This is a genomic window from Roseixanthobacter pseudopolyaromaticivorans, from assembly GCF_043195145.2.
Taxonomy (GTDB): Bacteria; Pseudomonadota; Alphaproteobacteria; order Rhizobiales; family Xanthobacteraceae; genus NCEH01.
The window spans coordinates 1,147,599-1,163,751 of sequence record NZ_CM195539.1 but is presented as its reverse complement, the minus strand read 5'-3'; the positions used below and the strand labels follow the sequence as shown (position 1 = coordinate 1,163,751).

Sequence of the window (16,153 nt, the reverse complement as noted above, 5' to 3'; positions counted from 1 at the left end):
GCGATCAGGCGGAAGGGCCGGGACACAGCAGCACATGCAGGGCCAGGCGCACGCTGCCGCCGGTGAAGGCCCCGCCATTGGCGCTGATGCGCAGGGCGGTGGGGGCATAGAAAGCTGTCGGGCCGATGACCCCGCCGTTGGTGGCGCCGGCGCCGACGCCGAGCGAGCCACCGAACTTCGCACGCTCGGCGGAGATGCCGACATCGTAGGACGTGGCCCCGGTGATGCTGGTCAGCGTGCGGCTGGTGACGCCGAGCACGATGGCGCGGTCCGGGATCACCATGCTGGTCTCGACGCTGGACCCGGAAAGGAAGCAATCCTCCTCCAGCACCCGCGCCTGGATGCCGGCGCCGTGCAGGCTTCCCGCGAGCATGCCGCCGCTGGTCGAAGGCGCCGCCCACGCGCTGCCACCGAACATCAGGAGCGCGCCCTGGTCAGCCACATAGGCGAGAAAGCCGGCGCGACAGGGCAGATAGTCCCACGCGCCGGTGTCGTAGGTGGCAATGGCGCCCGCCTTGCCGCTCCAGAGGCCGGTGGCGCCCGCCGGCACAAACCAGCATTGCCCGTCGGAGGGTGCGCCGGGCGGGCTCGTCTGGGTCACGCTCTGCAGCACCAGTTGTACCAGCGCGTCCAGCGCCCGCACGGCGGCATTGTGGGTGACATGCTTCTGCGCCTGCGCCGCCGCGAGATAGGGCAGCGCGAGGCGCGCGGACTGGTCGGACGACATGAAGCCTCCTTGGGGTGGGAAGGAATGGGGGTGCGGGGGCGCAAGCCGGGCGTCTGGGCGCGCGAGGTGGAAGCCCCCTCACCCGCCCGCTCCGCGGTCGACCTCTCCCCGCCGGGGAGAGGTGAAGCTCTAAGGAGGGGAAGCTAAGGTGCCGCGTGAAGCCCGCAGGCGAGAGCCCCACGCGTTGCCCGGCCTCCCTCGCCCCCGCCGGGGAGAGGGTTGGGGTGAGGGGTGGTCGCGCCACCAAGCGTCCGAGCGCGGATTTCAACGCCTCACACTGCGCGCGTCGCCTGGGCGAACGCGCCCGCGCCGAGCACCGCCGAGAGCTGGGCGACGCGGAAGGTCAGCGCGCCTTGCGGCCCGCCGAAATCCGCAATCTCGTCGGCGGCGGCATAGGTGAAGGCGGGCGTGCCCACCTCCACCGCGCGAACCACCGCCGCGCCGGAGAAAATCTCCAGCCGATAGGCTTCCACAGCCTCGCCGAGCGGCACGTCGACGCCATCCCATCCATCGCCGTCGGTGCGCGTGCGGCGGACCCAGGAAAGCGCGATGTCGCCGCCCTGCCGGCGGGCGGAAAGGTGCACCGGCGCGTAGGGCTTCAAGGCCGCGCCGCCCACCTGCGCGCTCACCTCGGTGATGAAGGCATCCCCATGGTCGCGGTCCGCGCGGCCCACGCGATAGACATAGGCGCGGCCGAAAGCGGAAACCCCGTTCGCCACGCTGGCGATATTCCCGTCCAGCAGCACGATGCCTGTGCCCGCAGGCCATGCCGCGTCGCCCGCCGCCTCGGTGCCCGCCTGCCCGCGCAGCAGGCCGGAGAGCGCGAACAGGCCGCCCTCCACCAGCTCCGCCTGGGTGAATTGCAGGATCTCCGGCGCGCGGCCCTCGGCGAGCAGAACCAGCGCGTTCGCACCCTCCAGAACCTGCCCCTCGCTCGCGCCGAGCAGCAGCCCGCCATCCAGCCGCACCCGCAGATGGGTGGAGCGATCAAACCGCCAGAGCGGACCCGGCGCGAGATCGTCCAGCGTCTCGCCCATGGTGCAAGAGGCGCTGAAGGCGGCCACCGCCTCGAAGCTCGCCCCGTCGGCGGAACGCCACACGGCGAGCGTGCCGGGCCAGGGCGCCGCGGCGGCGGCGAGCGACTGCAGCGGCACCGGATCGCCCGCCGCCAGCAGCGGCAGGTCCAGCACTTGCACGGCCGGCGGACCATAGGCCGGCGGCAACGCCACGCTGCCCGCAGCCATGCCCTGAAGCGGGGTGTCGAACACCTCCGGCTCGATGGAGCGGGCGGTGATGGCGCGCGCCTCCGCATCCTCGATGCGGGTGATTTCCAGCAGCCGCGTTTGCGTGCCGTCGAGGATCTCCACCACGTCGCCGGGCGTGAGCGCGAGGCACGAAGGCGGCAGGGCGAAGGTGGCGCTCTCGCGCCCGGCCCACAGGTCCTGAAGCCAGATGTCGGCGGCGCGCACCATGACAGCGTCGGAGGCGACGACCGGAATTTCGGTCTGCGCCACGTGCCGGCTCGCCCCCACCAGGCGCCGCGAGCCGACGCTGGCGGTGCGATAATCGGCGCCGGCATCGATGAAGCTGAGATCCACCTCCAGCGGCAGTTCGCTCTCCTGCGCACGTACGAGAGATAAGGCCGCGCCATCCTCGCCCGCCACCAGGTCCGCCGCATCGAAGCGCGCTGCGACTGCCCCGCCGCGCGGGCGGAAGGCGAGGATGCCGCCCTCCTCGCCGGCATCGAAGGCGAAGGCGCGCGCCAGCGGCTCCAGCGCGCTGCGGGCCGACATGGGCCGGTCCACGATGAAGCCGCTCACCACCCCCAGCACGCCGGTGGCGGAAATATTCTCCACCCCATGATCGGCGCACACCGTCTCGATGACGGCGGAGAGCGGCGCCGCGCCGAGCCGGCCGGTGAGCCAGTGGCCAGTCTCCCAATTGGCGCCGTCCGCCCACACGTCGCGGGCGAGCGGGAATTGCGGATAGGGCCGCGCATCCCAGGTCCACAGGAAGATGCCGCCCTCCTCCACCATGCGCCCGCCATAGGCCGGCGCGGGCGGATTGTCGGCATCGCTCGCGCCCGCGTCGGGATCGAAGGCGCCGAGCACGGCTTCCAGAGTGCGGCGCTGCATGAGATCGTCGCGCGCGCCGTTGGAGAAGGGCGGCAGGCCGCCCTCCGCCGATTTGGCGTCGGGAAACGTGCTCGGCCGGTTGGCGCCCTTGTCCACGGCCGGGCACCCCGCCTCGGTCAGGCGGAACGGCTTGGAGCCGGGCGTCCAGGCGGTCGGCACAGCGGCGCGCACGCCCGCCGTGCGTTCGTGGTGAGCGTTGCTCCAGAACGACCAGAGGTCCTTCTGGCGATAGATCCAGGGCTCGCCATAGACGCCGTCGGTGATGGGCGTGCGCGCCTGCGCGGCGCGGGCGGCGTCATCCGCGTAATACCAGTCGAAGGCTTCGCCGCGCCGGGTGTTGGCGGTGAGATAATCGAGGTCGTAGGGGCCTTCCGCCAAGGCCGCGTCGAGATGGGCGCGGCCGTCGCGCCAGTCGGCGAGCGGGGGGTAATAATCCACGCCGATGAAGTCCACCGCGGACGAGGCCCACAGAGTGTCCAGCGGAAAGCGCAGGTCGCCGTTCGGGAAGCTCTGCGCGCCATATTCCGTCCAGTCGGCGCCGTAGGACACCTTGGTGCCGGGCCCCAGCATGGCCTTCACATCCTGCGCCAACGCGCGCAGCGCTTGGGCCGCCGGAAAGGAGCCACCGGCGCCGCGCACGCGGGTGAGCGCGGCGAATTCCGAGCCGATGAGGAAGGTTTCCACGCCCCCCGCCATCTGCGCCAGGAAGGCGTAATGCAGCACCATGCGGCGCAGGCTCCATTCGGCCGGACCCATGTAGAGGATGCCGCCGAAATAATTGGAGAAATGCGCCGGCTGCGCGGTGCCGAAGAGCGCCGCCACCTGCGCATCCGCACCTACCCCGCCATCGGGCGAACCGGGGCGCCCCGGCGCGGGATCGCAGGTGACGCGCCCGCGCCAGGGATAGGCCGGCTGGGAGGCTTGCCCGCTCCAGGGATCGCCCCGGCCGTTGCCGGGCGCGATGTCCATCATCACGAACGGGTTCAACGTCACCTTCAGCCCGCGCGCGTTGAGATTCTGAATCGCCGCGATGACGCTGGCATCGCTCGGCGTACCGCCATAGGCCGGGCGGCCGTCATGGTCGCTGACGACGGGCGCCAGCAGGCGCGGCATCCAGCCCACCGTCCATCCATAGGGGATGGTGTCCTTCACCGCGCGCTCCACCTTGGGCCGCACGGTGCACACGCCGGCGCGCAGATCGTCCCCGAACCAGGAGACCACCAGCGACACCCGCTGCAGGTTGGGACACGCCGCCTGGAGCTGGTCGAGCGAAGCTTCGAAATCGCTCTCGGCCCCGGTCACGTGGCGGTTCTCCGCGCCGTAGGAGCCGCGACCCAGCACGCGCTGCACCTGCCCCGGCTCATAGCCGAATTCGGTGGCGCCGGGGATCAAGGTCACCGCCTTCACCAAGGGTTCGAGGCGCCCCACCGTGCGCTCCACCTCCACCGTGATCTGCGGCACGCGATTGCCGAATTTCGCCAGCGGCAGGCGCTCGAACACGAGATAGGCGAGGCCCCGATAGGCCGGCGCATTGCCCGCCCCCTGCTTCGCCTCGATCCAGGGATCGGGCGGCTGGTCCTTGCTGCCGAGATAGGCGCGCACCGTGAGGCCGGAGGTGTCGAGCGGCTTGCCGTCGGCCCAGATGCGGCCGATGCGGGTCACCTCGCCCTCGCACAAGCCGAGGGCGAAGCTGGCGAAATAGGAATAGGAGATGGTGGTGGTCGTCACTTTCTGCGCGCGGCTGGATTTGCCGCCGCTGGACTGCACCTGGGTGGAGACCACCTCCTCCAGCCGCGTCGCCCATATCACCTGCCCGGCGAGGCGCACGCGGCCATAGATGCGCGGCACCGGCGCGCCGGCGCTGGAGGTCATCACATCGAGGTCGGACAGGCGCGATCCCTGCACCACGTTGGAGCGGCTGCCGCCGAGCAGCGCGCCGTCCACCACCGATCCGCCGAGCGCCCCGAGCGCGCGCCCGGCCACCGCGCCCAGCGGCCCGAAGAACGCGCCGCCCACGAGCGAGCCAGCCGCGCCGAGAAGCAGCGTCGCCATTGAGGATCTCCGATTGGGTTGGGGATGAAGAAAGAGGGGCGCGGTGGGGCAATGTTGGCGGGCGTGAAAGCCGCCTATTCCACGCCCGGAAACGCGAAGGCATAGGCCAGGTGCCGCCGCCACCAGGGCGTGACATGGCCCTCGCACACGGCGACGCCGTCATAGGCGTGGATCATGAATCCGGGGGCGGAGAGGATGGCCGCGTGCTTGGCGGGAAGATGGGCGCGGAAGCGAAACAGCAGCACGTCGCCGGGCTGCGCGGCCGCGAGCGGAACCGCCCGCAGATGGCGCGCGGCGGTGCGCGCGAGGGTCTCGCTGCGGGACGCCTCCGCCCAGTCCGGCGCATAGGGCGCGAGCGGCTCCGGCTCGGTGCCATAGAGGCCGCGCCAAACCCCGCGCACGAGCCCGAGGCAGTCGGCCCCCGCGCCTCGCACGGAGGCGCGATGCAGATATGGCGTGCCGAGCCAGGTCCGCGCCTCCTCTGCCACGCGCGCGCGTGTCGGCGCGTGCGGGCTCATGCGAGCGCTCCGCCGTCGTATCCGCCCTCGCCCGGCACGGCGATGGTGATGACGAAATCATTGCCCGGCATGTGCGGGCAGCCGCGGAAATTGAGCGCGTTGGCGAAGCGATCGCGGCAGGTGGAAAAGCGCTTGTCGCAGCCGGCCGTGAGCTGCACGCCATCGCCGGGCGCGACGCCTTCCGGCGGCCGCTGCCAGAGCTGGAACAGCGGCGTCTCGCCCTGCGCCTCATGCTGCTTCACCTCGGTGGAGAAGCCCGCGCTGGCGCCCGACGTGAAGATGAGCCGCCCGGCCAGGAAGGCTTGCGAGACGAGGCTTCCAAGACCGGAAAGCCGCAGCCTCAGAGCGCCCTCCACGCTGGCCACGACGCCGGTGCGCAGATGGGGCGCGCGGGTGAGATCCACCCCGCAGCGCACATCGCCGAGATCGGCATCGCACAGGGCCGAAAACAGGCGCCCGCGGGTCTGGTTCAGCGCATCGGAGGGGGAGCGGATTTCGGCCGTGAAGGCGGCCCCCTCGCGCCGCACTTCACCGAGCGTTCCACGCCGCAGCAGCAGGTGGTTTTCCGGCGCGCTCCAATCGATCAGCAGATGATCGATGCGCGCCCCGTCGAAGCGGCCTGCAGCAAGGTCCGCCTCGCTCAGGGTCTCGGCACTCAGCGCCCCGGAGACCTCCGCGCCGGTGACGCCGAGCCCTTGTCCGACAACGCTTTCGCTGCCCGCGATACCGCCCGCCGCGCGGAACGCGAGGCCCTCCACCGGGAGGTCGCGATCATGGTCTGTAAAGCCGAGCGTGACACCGTCGCGGCGGGTGATGCGCCAGCCGTGGCAGAGCGTGGTCGCGCCGCTGTCGAGCGCGGCCTGAAGGGCGGTTGGCACGGGGCGCATGGCAGCTCCTCTCAGCGGATTTCGATCACCGGAATGCGGGGGATCTCCCCGGCGGCGAAGGCGGTCAGATTGACCTCGAGAAAATCGGTGTCGAAGCGCACCGGCACGTCGAACTGGAAGCCCGCGCTGACCCGTGCGCCGGCCGGGGGAACATGCCCCGGCAGAAAGGTCACGAGGCCGCTCGCGGGGTCGCAGCCAAAGGCCATTCCCTCCGCCTGCTCGATGCCGCCGACGGCGACCCGCACGGTCCCCGAAACCGGCTTCGCGATGGCCCGCGCATAGGGGGCGTGGAGCGCGCCGTAGGTCTTGGTCAGCGCGAACACCGCGCGCACCCCGTCGCCGGTACCGAGGGTCTGGTCGAGGGGCGAAATCGCGTTGCCCGGAGGGCAGGAGGAATGGTCCAGCCGGTCGCGCCAGCGAAAGCCGTAAAGACGTCCGCGCCGCTCTTCGAAAAAGGCCAGAACATCGTGCAGGGCGGCGAGGGTTTTGACGCCGTAGCCGGCATCGAAACGGCGTCGCGAATCAGCGGAACGGGCGTTGCGCTCTTCGCGTCCCGAGGCGGTGGTGACCACCTGCGTGACCCGCTCGGGACCGCCGGAGGCACCCAAGGCGACGTCCAGCGGGAACAAAACCTCATGAAAGGATGCCATATTGTTTCAAAACCTCCCAATTCTGAGGTGTTTTCAGTATCCAGCGTCTTGACATAGATTAGTGGGAAGCTTTGACTTCCAACTCCTCGTTGAGGATGGAGCCGAAGCATGGCCACGAAGACCGCGAAAAAGCCCGCCGCCGCCGCCCCGGCGAAAGCGCCGGAACCCGCCGCAGCGAAGCCCGCGGCAGCACCGAAGTCCCCTGCTGTGAAGTCCGCCGCTGCGAAGCCCGCAGCCCCGAAAACAGCAGCTCCGAAAACCGCCGCGGCAAAGCCCGCCGCGAAGCCGGCGCCTGCGAAGGCCGCAGCCCCGAAGGCTGCTGCCAAACCGGCGGCGAAGCCTGCGGCAGAAGCGGCGCCCGCCAAGAAGCCGGCTGCCAAGGCTGCCGCGCCGAAGGCCGCTGCACCGAAGGCTGCTGCACCCAAGGCCGCAGCGAAGGCGCCGGAGACCAAGTCCAAGCCGGCGGCGAAGCCTGCGGCCAAGCCCGCCGCAAAGGCGAAAGCCGCCCCGGCTCCCGCCGTCGAGGCCCCTGCCGAAAAGCCTGCGGCCAAGAAGCCCGCGGCGAAGAAGCCGGCAGCCAAGCCCGCGGCCGCAAAGGCCGCCGCGCCCAAGGCTGCTGCGCCCAAGGCCGCCGCCGTGAAGGCGGAAGCCGCTCCGGCCCCGGCGCCCAAGGCGGCCACGGCGAAAGCCCCGGCCAAGGCCAGCGCGGTCAGCAAGGTCGCCGCGATCAAGGCTGCCGCGGACAAGTCCGCCGCCGCGAAGAAGGCCGCCGCACCCGCGCCCAAGGCGTCGGCCAAGGCTCCCGCCAAAGCCGCTCCCAAGGCAAAGGCGCCCGCCAAGAAGAGCTGAGGCCACACGGCCGAAGCGCACCGGCCTCCGCTGCGGCGGAGGCACGAAGATATCCGGCCGGATCGCCCGGCCGGTCGCATTCGCGATCGCCGCACACAGCGGCCGACCGCATCTCTCGCCGAGAGATCCCGTCGCAGAGAGATTCCGTGGCCGTGAGATCCCGGTCCGCCGGCAAGCACGCGTTCCGGGATGTTTTGCGCGCGGAAGGCGCGGGATTTTAGCCGCTGCGCTCGAACGGCGATGCACGCACATGATGCGCGAACGTTTCGCTTTGGCGGCCGCTCGCCCACACCTCTAACGACAGGGCAAATCTCGTCCTGTGCTTTTCCGTGGCCACCTATCGCACGTCACGCAGGGGCGCGCGCCTTTGGGCGGAACCGCTTTGGATGCCCGTGACCCGACGCCGGCGTTGCCTTGGACGCGCCACGATCTATGGGTCTAAACTGCGCGCGGGGACGTTCCCCTATCGCCTTTCCGGGCCGCGTCACGAGGATGCCATGGGTGTTCTTTTCGCCATTCCCTCCCCTGCGCGCCGCGCCGGCGCGGCCTCTCGCACGCTGCGCGGCCGGTTGGCCCTGGCGGCGCTGATCGGCCTGTCCGGTGCCGGTGGCGCCTTGGCCGGCGACACGGTGAAGGCCGGCGCCAATCCGTGCGCGCAATTTGGCGCGGGGTTCCAGCGGGCGCCGGGCTCCGACACCTGCATCAAGGTGGGCGGCGCGGTGCGCATGGATGCCGGTTCTGGCAACACGGCGGGAAATGCGCCCAATCCCGGCAGCAGCAGCACCACCACGACCGGCAATTCCGGCCCCGCCGTCGACCCATGGAAGCCGGCGCGGTGAGCCCCGCCAGCTAGGCCGAATCCGGAGGTCAGGCGCCGCGCTGCGCCCGCGCCACCGCCCGCGCCACCAGGCCGGAAAGATAGGCGTCCGAGCGGCGGAAACTCGCCACGTCGGGCGTGCTCACGTTCACCGTCACGGAAGGGCGCGCCGTGCCATCCTGCGTGCGCACGCCGAGCGAACCGTCGGCACCGCGCGCCAGCGGCAGGATGGCTTCTGCACCGCGCTCGCCCATCAGGCCCGCACCAGCGCCCAGGGGAAAATAGGTCGGCGCCGCCACTACGCCGCCCTTGGCGAAGGGCCGCACCGCGCCGTCGGCGATCACGCCGCCGCTGGCGAACGCGTTGCCGCTCAATATGCCGGAGAACAGGCTCGCGACCCCCTGCTCCACCGGCTTCAGGGCGAGGTTCAGCGCCAGGCTGGAGAGCCGCGCGCCGATGGTCTCCACCACGTCGCCCACATCCTTGCCCTTCACCGCAATGCCGGTGAAGGCGCCGGTCAAGGTGGAGGCGAAGCCGCGCGCGAGGCGCTCGCTGTCGGCCAAAGCATCGCGGAACGGACGCGTGTCGGCATCGACCTTGACCGAAATGCCATCGACGGGGGTCATGGGGTTCTCCTGCTTAAGGCATATCGGGAAAGCGGCGCATGAGATCGGCGAGATCCGCGCGGCCGAGGCCGGCGCGCGGCCCCGGCCCGAAGGCGGAAAGCGCGGCGGCAAGCTCGCGCGGCGTCATGCGCCAGAACTGGTCTGGGGGCAGCCGCAGAAGCCCGAGCCCGGCCCGCATGGCCTCCTCCCAGGGAAAAGGCCGCGCGGGCGCGCTTAGGCCGTCTGCGGCGGCTGAGGGCGGGTATCGGCGGCGCCTCCGAACGTGGCGGAGAGCAGGCGCGCGACGATGCGGGCATAGCCGATCGCCCCCTCCTCCGCCCGCAGGAGCGCCACCTCCGCGTCGCTCACGTTTTCGCCCGCGCCGCGCAGGCCGGCGGCGATGATGCGGGCCGCATCGCGCGCCGTCAGGCGGCCGGTCTCGAACCGCTCGGCGAGCGCGACGAGGTCGCCGGCGCCGAACGCCTGTTCGAGCTCCGCGAGCGCGCCGAGCGTCAGCACCAGGGTGCGCGGCCGGCCGTCGAGCAGCGCCTCGATCTCGCCGCGATGGGCGTTGGGCATCAGGATCTCCTCAGGGATTGGGTGGGCAATAAGGTCCCTCCCCTCACAGGGCGGCGAAGGTGATTTCCCCCGCGCTCTCCAGCGTCAGGTCGAAGGTCACTTCGCGGTCGTGTTCGGCTGCCACCTCCAGCGCGGTCACCTGGAACGGCCCGGAGACGGTACCGAAATCGGGGATCAGCACCTGGCAGTCGCGCAGCGCCCCGTCGAAGAAGGCGGCGCGCACCAAAGCGTCGGAGGCGGCGTCCTTGAATACGCCGCTGCCGGCGATGCTGGCGCGCTTCACGCCGGCGCCCGCCAGGAGTTCGCGCCAGCGCCCCGCGGAATCGGAATGGGTGACATCGACGCTCTGCGCATTGAAGGCGAGCGTGCGCGAGCGCAGCCCCGCCACGGTGGCGTAGCTGGTGCCGTCGTGCATCTTCAGCAGCAGGTCCTTGCCCTTCTGCGCGGCCATGGGGATCTCCTCAAACAGGTTCGGTGACGGCGCGAAAGCGCACCAAAGCGTGGAAGGTCCGCCCGTCCTCGTCGCGCCGCACTTCGGCGGTGGTGGCGCGCAGATTGGCGAGGCGGTGGCCGGCGAGCGCAAGCGGCACGTCGTGCAGCGCCGATTGCACGGCGGCGGCGAGCGCGAAGGCTTCCGCCCGCCCGCTCTCGCGCGACCAGGCGTGCAAGGTCAGGCTCTGCTCGGTGCCGGCCTCGGTGGCGGTGGACCAATCGGCCACCACCGCTTCCCCGAGCGTGAGGAAGGGAAAGGCGGCGTCCGGCGGTGGCAGGTCATAGACTCGCGGGCCGCCCAGCAAGGCGAGCAGCGGGCCGTCGGCCGCAAGGCACGCGCGGATGGCGGTGCGCAGGGCCAAAGCGGGGCTGGTGAGGGGTGGGCTCATGGGGTCGCGCTCCGGCGCAGTTCGGCAAGGACGGGCGCGAGCCAGGGGGCCGCCGGCCGCGCCAGCGTGCCGGTCTCGCGCGCCACGGCGGCAGGATCGTCCGTGCCGACGAGGCGCGCTGGCCCTTGCGCACGGATGTCGGCCGGTCGGCCGAGCGCGGGGGCAAGGCGGGCGGCGAGATCGCGCGCGGCCCCGTCCACGGCCTGTTCGGCGAGGCGTGGGGCGAATTCAGCGGCGAGCCGGCGGGCGAGGCCTTCGAGACCGGATACGGGCGTGCTCATGTCTGCTCCTCCCGGCAGAGGCATCGCGTGAAGCGTCCGCGCCCGTCGGGATCGCTCAGCGCCTCGACGGCAAAGACGCGCGCGCCCAACGTCAGCCGGTCGCCGCGCGACAGCGTGTTGGGCGCCCGCACGGTGATGCGATGGATCAGCGTCGCCATGCGCCGCTCGGCGCTCAGCGCGGGATCGCCCGCCGGGCTCTCGATGCGCGCCCAGAGCTGGTCCACGGCGAGGAAGGTGGTGCTCGCCCCGCCCGCCCCGTCGGGCAGGCTCACCGCCGTCTCATGGACGAGGCGGTGGCGCAGGTCGCCCGCGCCGCTCACAGCCGCACCGAACGATAGGGGCGCAGCAGCGCCAGGAGGCTATCCGGCATGCGGCTCTGGTCGCCCGGCGCGTCGCGATGCTCGTGCAGGAACGCAACCAGCTGGCGCACCGCCTGGAGCAGATCCGCCGGTACCTCCTCGGGTGTCGCGCCGTGGCCCATCTGAAGCTCCAGCACGATGCCGCCAAGCCGCCGCGTCGGTACCGGGGCGCGGGCGAGGTCCACCGCGATCAGCGGCGGCACGCGCGCGCCGCCAAGGGTGAACAGATCGAGCGGCAGATCGTGCGTGGTGCCATCCTCGGCGACCATCCGGGCCGCCAGCACCGCGCGCACCGGGGCGAGCGGCACCGCGATCAGGCCGCTCGGCGGCCAGGCATCGCTGGTGAGCCGCCAGGTCTGGTGCAGCAGGATGTGGCGGGTCTCGCTCTCCACCCATTGCCGGGCGGCGGCGATCAGCGCGGCCACCACCGCGTCCTCGGCATCACCGTCGATGCGCAGGAAGGCCTTGGCCTCGGCGAGCGCCAGGGGCTCGGCCGATGGCCCGTCGATGCGTTCACACATGGGACTCTCCGCTGAAAGAAACAAAGCGGCGCGCCGCGCCGCATTGACGAACCGCCCGCCGGGCCGGCAGAAACGGGCCATGACCCTTGACACGACCGATCCCTTGCCCGCTCCCGCCCGCCGCAATCGCAGACGGCGCGGGTCTGCGCTGCTCGCCGGCCTGCTCGCGAGCGTGCTGAGCCTCGGCGCGCTGCCGGTGCAGGCCATCGTCGGCGGCGAGGCCGCGCCGGAGGACATCGCCGCGCACACGGTGCTGATCGTCTCGACGCGCGGCGCCTCCTGCACCGGCAGCGTGGTGGCGCAGGATCTGGTGCTCACGGCCGCCCATTGCGTGCAGCCGGCCGGCGACTATGCCGTGGCGCTGATCGGCGAGGGCACGCCGCGGCTGGTGCCGGCGCTGCGCATCGCGGTCCATCCCGCCTTCAACGGCGAGCAATTCCGCACCCGCAGGCCGACGCCGGACCTCGCCTTGGTGAAGCTGTCCGAGCCGCTGCCGGAGCGCTTCAGCCCGGTGCGGATCGCCAGCGGCGGGCTGCCGGCGCGCGGCTCGTTCTTCCTCATCGCCGGCTTCGGCGTCACCGCCGACGGGGCGGAGAAGAGCGCGGGCAAGCTGCGCACCGCGCTGCTGCCGTCCATCGGCACTACCGGCGGTATCATGGCGCGCCTGTCGCCGCAGAGCGGGCTCGCGGGCGGCTGTGTGGGCGACAGCGGCGGCCCCGCCTTCCAGGAGGGCGAGGTGGCCGGCGTCATCGGCTGGGCCACGGGCCCCAATGGCGCGCGCGGCTGCGGCGGCGTCACGGGCGTAACCCTGGTGGGCTTGCATCGCGACTGGATCACCTCCACCGCGCGCGCCCTCGGCAGCCCGGTGAAGGGCTGAGATGGCCCGCGCCCGCGCCGTCTTCCGCGCGGCGCGATGCTTATTTTTCGCCTGCCTCGTGGCTGCGCTCTGGGCGCAATCGGCTGAGGCGGCGGGTGGCGAAAGCGTGGACCAGGCCCTCTGCCGCCTGATCGAGGATGCGGCGCGCAGGGAATCCCTGCCCGCCCCGTTCCTCACCCGGCTGATCTGGCGCGAAAGCTCGTTCCGCAGCCATGTGGTCAGCTCCAAGGGCGCGCAGGGCATCGCCCAATTCATGCCCGGCACGGCCGCCGAGCGCGGGTTGAAGAATCCGTTCGATCCCGAGGCCGCGCTGCCGGCGGCGGCAAGCCTGCTGGCCGATCTTCAGCGCCGGTTCGGCAATCTCGGCCTTGCGGCGGCGGCCTATAATGCCGGCCCCGCTCGGGTGGACGCTTTCCTCGCCGGCCGCTCGGGCCTGCCATCGGAAACGCGCCTGTATGTGCGCCTCATCACCGGCCGCAGCGCCGAGGATTGGGCGGCGGCGAAGCGCGGCGAACAGCCGGCGGCGGACGGGGTGTCCGACGACGGCAAGACCTGCCTCATGGTGGTGGCCTCGCTGCGCCAGGGCGAACCGGCACTCGCCGCGGTGAACGAAAGCCCGGATTTCGCGCCCTGGGGCGTGCAGGTGGCCGGGGCCTTCTCGAAGAGCGTGGCGCTCGCCGCCTACAGCCGCGCCGCGACGCGCTTCGCGGCGCAGATCGGCGACAAGGCACCCATGGTCATCGGCACCCGCGTGCCGGGGCGCGGGCGCGGCCCGTTCTATCGCGTGCGCCTTCCCGCCCAGACGCGGGCCGAGGCGAACGCCCTCTGCGCCAGCCTGCATAAGGCCGGCGGGGCGTGCATCGTGCTTGCGAACTGAGCGCGGAGCGCCACCCGCGTCCCGGACCAGCGACGGCGCAGCCGGAGCCCAGAGCCGGGACGCGAGGGAAAATGCGCATCAGGTCGAGCTGCGGGCTGCCGTTCACCCCGACGGGAAGAGAGGGAAGCGCCCTGCTCCTGATGCCGGCGCCGCGCGCCGCCCCCTCCCTGCCCTCCCCCGCAAGCGGGAGAGGGTTTTTCTGTTTGGGAGGCGATAACGCTCTTCCGCCGGAGTTTCGGCTTTCCTCCCCCCGCCGGAACCATAGGCCCCTCTCCCGCGTGCGGGGGAGGGTTGGGGAGAGGGAACAGCCCCAGAGAGAGCCGCAGGCCGCCACTCCCCGCCCGCCCTCAGCTCGCGGCGAACTTCAGCAGCTTGGCGGCGTCGAAATCCTGGATGCCGCCGCCCACCCGCTTGGTGGTGTAGAACAGCACATAGGGCTTGGCGGAATACGGATCGCGCAGCACCCGCACGCCGGCGCGGTCCACCACCAGATAGAAGCGGCGGAAATCGCCGAAGGCGATGGAAAAGGCATCGGCCGCGATGTCCGGCATGTCCTCGCTCTCGGCCACCGGGAAGCCCATCAGGCTCGCGCTTTGGCCCGCGACGGCGGGCGGCGCCCACAGATAATCGCCGCTCTCGTCCTTCAGCTTGCGCACCGCCGCCTGGGTGCGGCGGTTCAGCACGAAGCTGGCGTTCTGGCGATAGCCGCCCTTCAGCGCATAAACCAAATCCACCAGCGGATCGGACGGATTGGTGGCGGGAAAGCCGCCGGACACCCCGCTCGCCACATAGCCCACCTTGTCCCAGGTCCAGGCGCTCTCGGCCACCTTCGTGTAGGCGAGGAACCCCTTGGGCTTGGCGATGCCGTCGCCGTTCACGAAGGCCGCGCCCTCCTGGTCGGCGAAGGCGCTGTCCACCTCACCGGCGATCCATTCCTCCAGATTCACCTGGGCATCGTCCAGCAGCGCCTGGGTCGCCGCCGGCATGGCGTAAAGCTCCATCGCGGGGAAGGCGAGCTCGGCCAGCACCGGGCTGTCGGTCTGGGGACGGGCGGCGGTCTCGGCCGCCCAGCCGGCGACCGGGCCGCTCTTCATGAACGGCTTCTTGTAGGTGCCCGAACCGATGGTGCGCACGCTGGCAAGCGCGCGGATCGGGGACAGCTGGGTGAGGCGGCGGCCGATCTCGTGCTCGGTCTCCGCCGGCACGAGATAGCCGCCATCGGCGCCGCTGCCGACCGAGAGCGCCTTCGCCTCCAGCGCTTTCAGGCCGCCGCTCTCGCCGGTGCGCACATAGCTCGCAAAAGCGTCGCCATGCTCCAGCGCCGCGCCCGAGCGCTGCTCCGGAGCGCCGCCGAGCGCGGGGCGCCGGCTCTTGGTGACATGAGCGTCGAGGCGGGCCTTCTGGCTGTCGAGGGCGGCATCGAGGCGGGCCAGCTTCTCCTGGGTCAGCGGATCGGCGGCGCGCCGCTCGATCTCGCCGAGGCGCTGCTCGTTGGTGGCCTTATAGGCCTCGAACGCGAGCATGAGGTCGAAATGGGCCTCGTTCGCCTCGGGGGCGGTCACCTTGGTCTCGGGGGCGCTCAGGGGATGAGTCATGGATCTGTCCTGTGGGAGAGAGAAGGAAAAGCGGATGCCGAAGGCTCCGCCCGGATCGGGGCGCCGGCCGTGGTCAGGCGGGCGCGCGGTGGGCCGAGAGGCGGCCGCGCACGTCTTCCGCGCCAGGCGCCGCGATCACGCGGGCATCGGGCTGCATGGGGAAGGTGACGATGGAAATCTCCCACAGATCGATGCGGGAGATGCGGCGCACGCGGGTGCGCGGATCAGTGCGGGCGGCGGCGGCCTTGAAGCCGATGGAGAGCCCGTCGAGCGCGCCGAGGCGGATCAGGCTCGCCACCTCGCGCGCCCGCTCCACGTCGCCGGCAAGGCGCCCGCGCACATAGAGCCCGCGTGCATCCTCGACGATATGGGTCCACACGCCGATGGGCTCGGCGGGATCGTGCTGGTAGAGCATGCGCACCGCCCCCGGCCCGCGCGCGGCGAGACAGGCGGCGAACGCGCCGCGCTCGATGATGTCGCGGCCGAGATCGAGCATCTCGAAGCGGCAGGCATAGCCGGCGATGTCGGCGCCCGCTTCCCCCGCGCCGGGCGGGAAAAGCGCGGTGCGCGCCAGGGTGCTCATGCGCCCTTCGGATCGGCGCCGCGCGGCTTGCGGCGCTTGGCGCGCTCCAGCTTTTCCAGTGCCGCGACGAATTCGCGAAACACCCCGCCCGGGGCGGGCGCGCCGGGCGGCGGACTGGCGCGATGGAAGGTCGGGCCGAACGCACGGATGCGCGGCATGGACGCCTTGCGGCCGGGAGCACGCATGGAGGATCTCCGGTTGGCAATGGATGGACGGTGGGAGAGAGGATGGGCGAGCGGCCTGCCCCCTCCCCGGCCCGCACGCGGGAGAGGGCGCAGGGCGGGACCTTTGGCGGGACATCGCTCCCCAACAGCAGGTGCCCTCTCCCGCGTGCGGGGGAGGATTAGGGAGCGGTTGGTG

Annotated in this window: 20 protein-coding genes; 4 read left to right on the top strand and 16 right to left on the bottom strand. The window is 71.7% G+C overall.

The window, feature by feature from the left end; all coding sequences use genetic code 11:
* Nucleotides 1-4 precede the first annotated feature (4 nt).
* From V5F68_RS05690 to V5F68_RS05670, 5 genes are all read right to left on the bottom strand, one after another.
* On the bottom strand, nucleotides 5-727 hold the full coding sequence (locus tag V5F68_RS05690) for a DUF2793 domain-containing protein (protein ID WP_394013665.1): 723 nt from the start codon (nucleotides 725-727) through the stop codon (nucleotides 5-7).
* 272 nt (nucleotides 728-999) lie between these two features.
* Nucleotides 1,000-4,914: a baseplate multidomain protein megatron gene (locus V5F68_RS05685; protein WP_394013664.1), complete on the bottom strand. Its 3,915-nt coding sequence runs from the start codon at nucleotides 4,912-4,914 to the stop codon at nucleotides 1,000-1,002.
* A 74-nt stretch (nucleotides 4,915-4,988) separates the two neighbouring features.
* Nucleotides 4,989-5,432, bottom strand: coding sequence for an NlpC/P60 family protein (locus V5F68_RS05680; RefSeq protein WP_394013663.1), 444 nt, complete (start codon nucleotides 5,430-5,432; stop codon nucleotides 4,989-4,991).
* Nucleotides 5,429-6,319 carry a phage/gene transfer agent baseplate hub protein gene (locus V5F68_RS05675; RefSeq protein ID WP_394013662.1) on the bottom strand — a complete coding sequence of 297 codons (891 nt, stop codon included), beginning with the start codon at nucleotides 6,317-6,319 and terminating at the stop codon, nucleotides 5,429-5,431. The genes V5F68_RS05680 and V5F68_RS05675 overlap by 4 nt, the downstream gene beginning before the upstream one ends.
* Before the next feature lie 11 nt (nucleotides 6,320-6,330).
* The gene (locus tag V5F68_RS05670) at nucleotides 6,331-6,969 is read right to left on the bottom strand and encodes a phage distal tail protein, Rcc01695 family (protein WP_394013661.1); all 639 of its coding nucleotides are present in this window, start codon (nucleotides 6,967-6,969) and stop codon (nucleotides 6,331-6,333) included.
* A gap of 108 nt (nucleotides 6,970-7,077) precedes the next feature.
* Here V5F68_RS05670 and V5F68_RS05665 point away from each other — a divergent pair, with 108 nt between their 5' ends.
* Nucleotides 7,078-7,818: a hypothetical protein gene (locus tag V5F68_RS05665; protein WP_394013660.1), complete on the top strand. Its 741-nt coding sequence runs from the start codon at nucleotides 7,078-7,080 to the stop codon at nucleotides 7,816-7,818.
* A 497-nt stretch (nucleotides 7,819-8,315) separates the two neighbouring features.
* Nucleotides 8,316-8,657, top strand: coding sequence for a porin (locus tag V5F68_RS05660; RefSeq protein WP_394013659.1), 342 nt, complete (start codon nucleotides 8,316-8,318; stop codon nucleotides 8,655-8,657).
* A 28-nt stretch (nucleotides 8,658-8,685) separates the two neighbouring features.
* On the opposite strand, the gene V5F68_RS05655 is transcribed toward V5F68_RS05660, so the two are convergent.
* Genes V5F68_RS05655 through V5F68_RS05620 form a run of 8 tightly spaced genes read right to left on the bottom strand, consistent with a single transcriptional unit; the run spans nucleotide 8,686 to nucleotide 11,861 of the window.
* Complete coding sequence (locus V5F68_RS05655) at nucleotides 8,686-9,261, bottom strand: phage tail tape measure protein (protein ID WP_394013658.1); 576 nt, start codon at nucleotides 9,259-9,261, stop codon at nucleotides 8,686-8,688.
* A gap of 13 nt (nucleotides 9,262-9,274) precedes the next feature.
* Complete coding sequence (locus V5F68_RS05650; protein WP_509274668.1) at nucleotides 9,275-9,439, bottom strand: rcc01693 family protein; 165 nt, start codon at nucleotides 9,437-9,439, stop codon at nucleotides 9,275-9,277.
* Between the two features lie 35 nt (nucleotides 9,440-9,474).
* Nucleotides 9,475-9,819 (bottom strand): gene transfer agent family protein, encoded by a 345-nt coding sequence (locus V5F68_RS05645; protein ID WP_394013657.1) that lies wholly within the window; start codon nucleotides 9,817-9,819, stop codon nucleotides 9,475-9,477.
* 43 nt (nucleotides 9,820-9,862) lie between these two features.
* Complete coding sequence (locus tag V5F68_RS05640; RefSeq protein WP_394013656.1) at nucleotides 9,863-10,270, bottom strand: phage major tail protein, TP901-1 family; 408 nt, start codon at nucleotides 10,268-10,270, stop codon at nucleotides 9,863-9,865.
* Nucleotides 10,271-10,280: 10 nt separating this feature from the next.
* On the bottom strand, nucleotides 10,281-10,700 hold the full coding sequence (locus tag V5F68_RS05635; RefSeq protein ID WP_394013655.1) for a DUF3168 domain-containing protein: 420 nt from the start codon (nucleotides 10,698-10,700) through the stop codon (nucleotides 10,281-10,283).
* On the bottom strand, nucleotides 10,697-10,981 hold the full coding sequence (locus tag V5F68_RS05630; protein WP_394013654.1) for a hypothetical protein: 285 nt from the start codon (nucleotides 10,979-10,981) through the stop codon (nucleotides 10,697-10,699). Before V5F68_RS05630 ends, V5F68_RS05635 begins: the two co-directional genes overlap by 4 nt.
* On the bottom strand, nucleotides 10,978-11,301 hold the full coding sequence (locus V5F68_RS05625) for a phage head closure protein (protein ID WP_394013653.1): 324 nt from the start codon (nucleotides 11,299-11,301) through the stop codon (nucleotides 10,978-10,980). The genes V5F68_RS05630 and V5F68_RS05625 overlap by 4 nt, the downstream gene beginning before the upstream one ends.
* Nucleotides 11,298-11,861, bottom strand: a complete 564-nt coding sequence (locus V5F68_RS05620; RefSeq protein ID WP_394013652.1) for a head-tail connector protein — start codon at nucleotides 11,859-11,861, stop codon at nucleotides 11,298-11,300. The genes V5F68_RS05625 and V5F68_RS05620 overlap by 4 nt, the downstream gene beginning before the upstream one ends.
* Before the next feature lie 79 nt (nucleotides 11,862-11,940).
* Between V5F68_RS05620 and V5F68_RS05615 the strand changes: the two genes are divergently transcribed.
* A complete protein-coding gene (locus V5F68_RS05615) occupies nucleotides 11,941-12,738 on the top strand; it encodes a S1 family peptidase (protein ID WP_394013651.1) in 798 nt (265 codons plus the stop codon).
* Between the two features lies 1 nt (nucleotide 12,739).
* Complete coding sequence (locus V5F68_RS05610; protein WP_394013650.1) at nucleotides 12,740-13,615, top strand: lytic transglycosylase domain-containing protein; 876 nt, start codon at nucleotides 12,740-12,742, stop codon at nucleotides 13,613-13,615.
* A gap of 347 nt (nucleotides 13,616-13,962) precedes the next feature.
* On the opposite strand, the gene V5F68_RS05605 is transcribed toward V5F68_RS05610, so the two are convergent.
* The 3 genes from V5F68_RS05605 to V5F68_RS05595 all read right to left on the bottom strand — a co-directional run bounded on the left by V5F68_RS05605 (nucleotide 13,963) and on the right by V5F68_RS05595 (nucleotide 15,978).
* Nucleotides 13,963-15,210, bottom strand: coding sequence for a phage major capsid protein (locus V5F68_RS05605; protein ID WP_394013649.1), 1,248 nt, complete (start codon nucleotides 15,208-15,210; stop codon nucleotides 13,963-13,965).
* Between the two features lie 73 nt (nucleotides 15,211-15,283).
* Nucleotides 15,284-15,793: an HK97 family phage prohead protease gene (locus tag V5F68_RS05600; RefSeq protein WP_394013648.1), complete on the bottom strand. Its 510-nt coding sequence runs from the start codon at nucleotides 15,791-15,793 to the stop codon at nucleotides 15,284-15,286.
* A complete protein-coding gene (locus V5F68_RS05595) occupies nucleotides 15,790-15,978 on the bottom strand; it encodes a hypothetical protein (protein ID WP_394013647.1) in 189 nt (62 codons plus the stop codon). The genes V5F68_RS05600 and V5F68_RS05595 overlap by 4 nt, the downstream gene beginning before the upstream one ends.
* Nucleotides 15,979-16,153 lie beyond the last annotated feature (175 nt).

Bases quoted from the DNA above. Each gene is read 5' to 3' on its own strand.
- V5F68_RS05645 (WP_394013657.1), bottom strand. From the start codon at position 9,819: ATGCCCAACGCCCATCGCGGCGAGATCGAGGCGCTGCTCGACGGCCGG.
- V5F68_RS05680 (WP_394013663.1), bottom strand. From the start codon at position 5,432: ATGAGCCCGCACGCGCCGACACGCGCGCGCGTGGCAGAGGAGGCGCGG.
- V5F68_RS05685 (WP_394013664.1), bottom strand. From the start codon at position 4,914: ATGGCGACGCTGCTTCTCGGCGCGGCTGGCTCGCTCGTGGGCGGCGCG.
- V5F68_RS05640 (WP_394013656.1), bottom strand. From the start codon at position 10,270: ATGGCCGCGCAGAAGGGCAAGGACCTGCTGCTGAAGATGCACGACGGC.
- V5F68_RS05670 (WP_394013661.1), bottom strand. From the start codon at position 6,969: ATGGCATCCTTTCATGAGGTTTTGTTCCCGCTGGACGTCGCCTTGGGT.
- V5F68_RS05595 (WP_394013647.1), bottom strand. From the start codon at position 15,978: ATGCGTGCTCCCGGCCGCAAGGCGTCCATGCCGCGCATCCGTGCGTTC.
- V5F68_RS05615 (WP_394013651.1), top strand. From the start codon at position 11,941: ATGACCCTTGACACGACCGATCCCTTGCCCGCTCCCGCCCGCCGCAAT.
- V5F68_RS05610 (WP_394013650.1), top strand. From the start codon at position 12,740: ATGGCCCGCGCCCGCGCCGTCTTCCGCGCGGCGCGATGCTTATTTTTC.
- V5F68_RS05600 (WP_394013648.1), bottom strand. From the start codon at position 15,793: ATGAGCACCCTGGCGCGCACCGCGCTTTTCCCGCCCGGCGCGGGGGAA.
- V5F68_RS05630 (WP_394013654.1), bottom strand. From the start codon at position 10,981: ATGAGCACGCCCGTATCCGGTCTCGAAGGCCTCGCCCGCCGGCTCGCC.
- V5F68_RS05635 (WP_394013655.1), bottom strand. From the start codon at position 10,700: ATGAGCCCACCCCTCACCAGCCCCGCTTTGGCCCTGCGCACCGCCATC.
- V5F68_RS05655 (WP_394013658.1), bottom strand. From the start codon at position 9,261: ATGACCCCCGTCGATGGCATTTCGGTCAAGGTCGATGCCGACACGCGT.
- V5F68_RS05665 (WP_394013660.1), top strand. From the start codon at position 7,078: ATGGCCACGAAGACCGCGAAAAAGCCCGCCGCCGCCGCCCCGGCGAAA.
- V5F68_RS05650 (WP_509274668.1), bottom strand. From the start codon at position 9,439: ATGCGGGCCGGGCTCGGGCTTCTGCGGCTGCCCCCAGACCAGTTCTGG.
- V5F68_RS05690 (WP_394013665.1), bottom strand. From the start codon at position 727: ATGTCGTCCGACCAGTCCGCGCGCCTCGCGCTGCCCTATCTCGCGGCG.
- V5F68_RS05620 (WP_394013652.1), bottom strand. From the start codon at position 11,861: ATGTGTGAACGCATCGACGGGCCATCGGCCGAGCCCCTGGCGCTCGCC.
- V5F68_RS05605 (WP_394013649.1), bottom strand. From the start codon at position 15,210: ATGACTCATCCCCTGAGCGCCCCCGAGACCAAGGTGACCGCCCCCGAG.
- V5F68_RS05660 (WP_394013659.1), top strand. From the start codon at position 8,316: ATGGGTGTTCTTTTCGCCATTCCCTCCCCTGCGCGCCGCGCCGGCGCG.
- V5F68_RS05675 (WP_394013662.1), bottom strand. From the start codon at position 6,319: ATGCGCCCCGTGCCAACCGCCCTTCAGGCCGCGCTCGACAGCGGCGCG.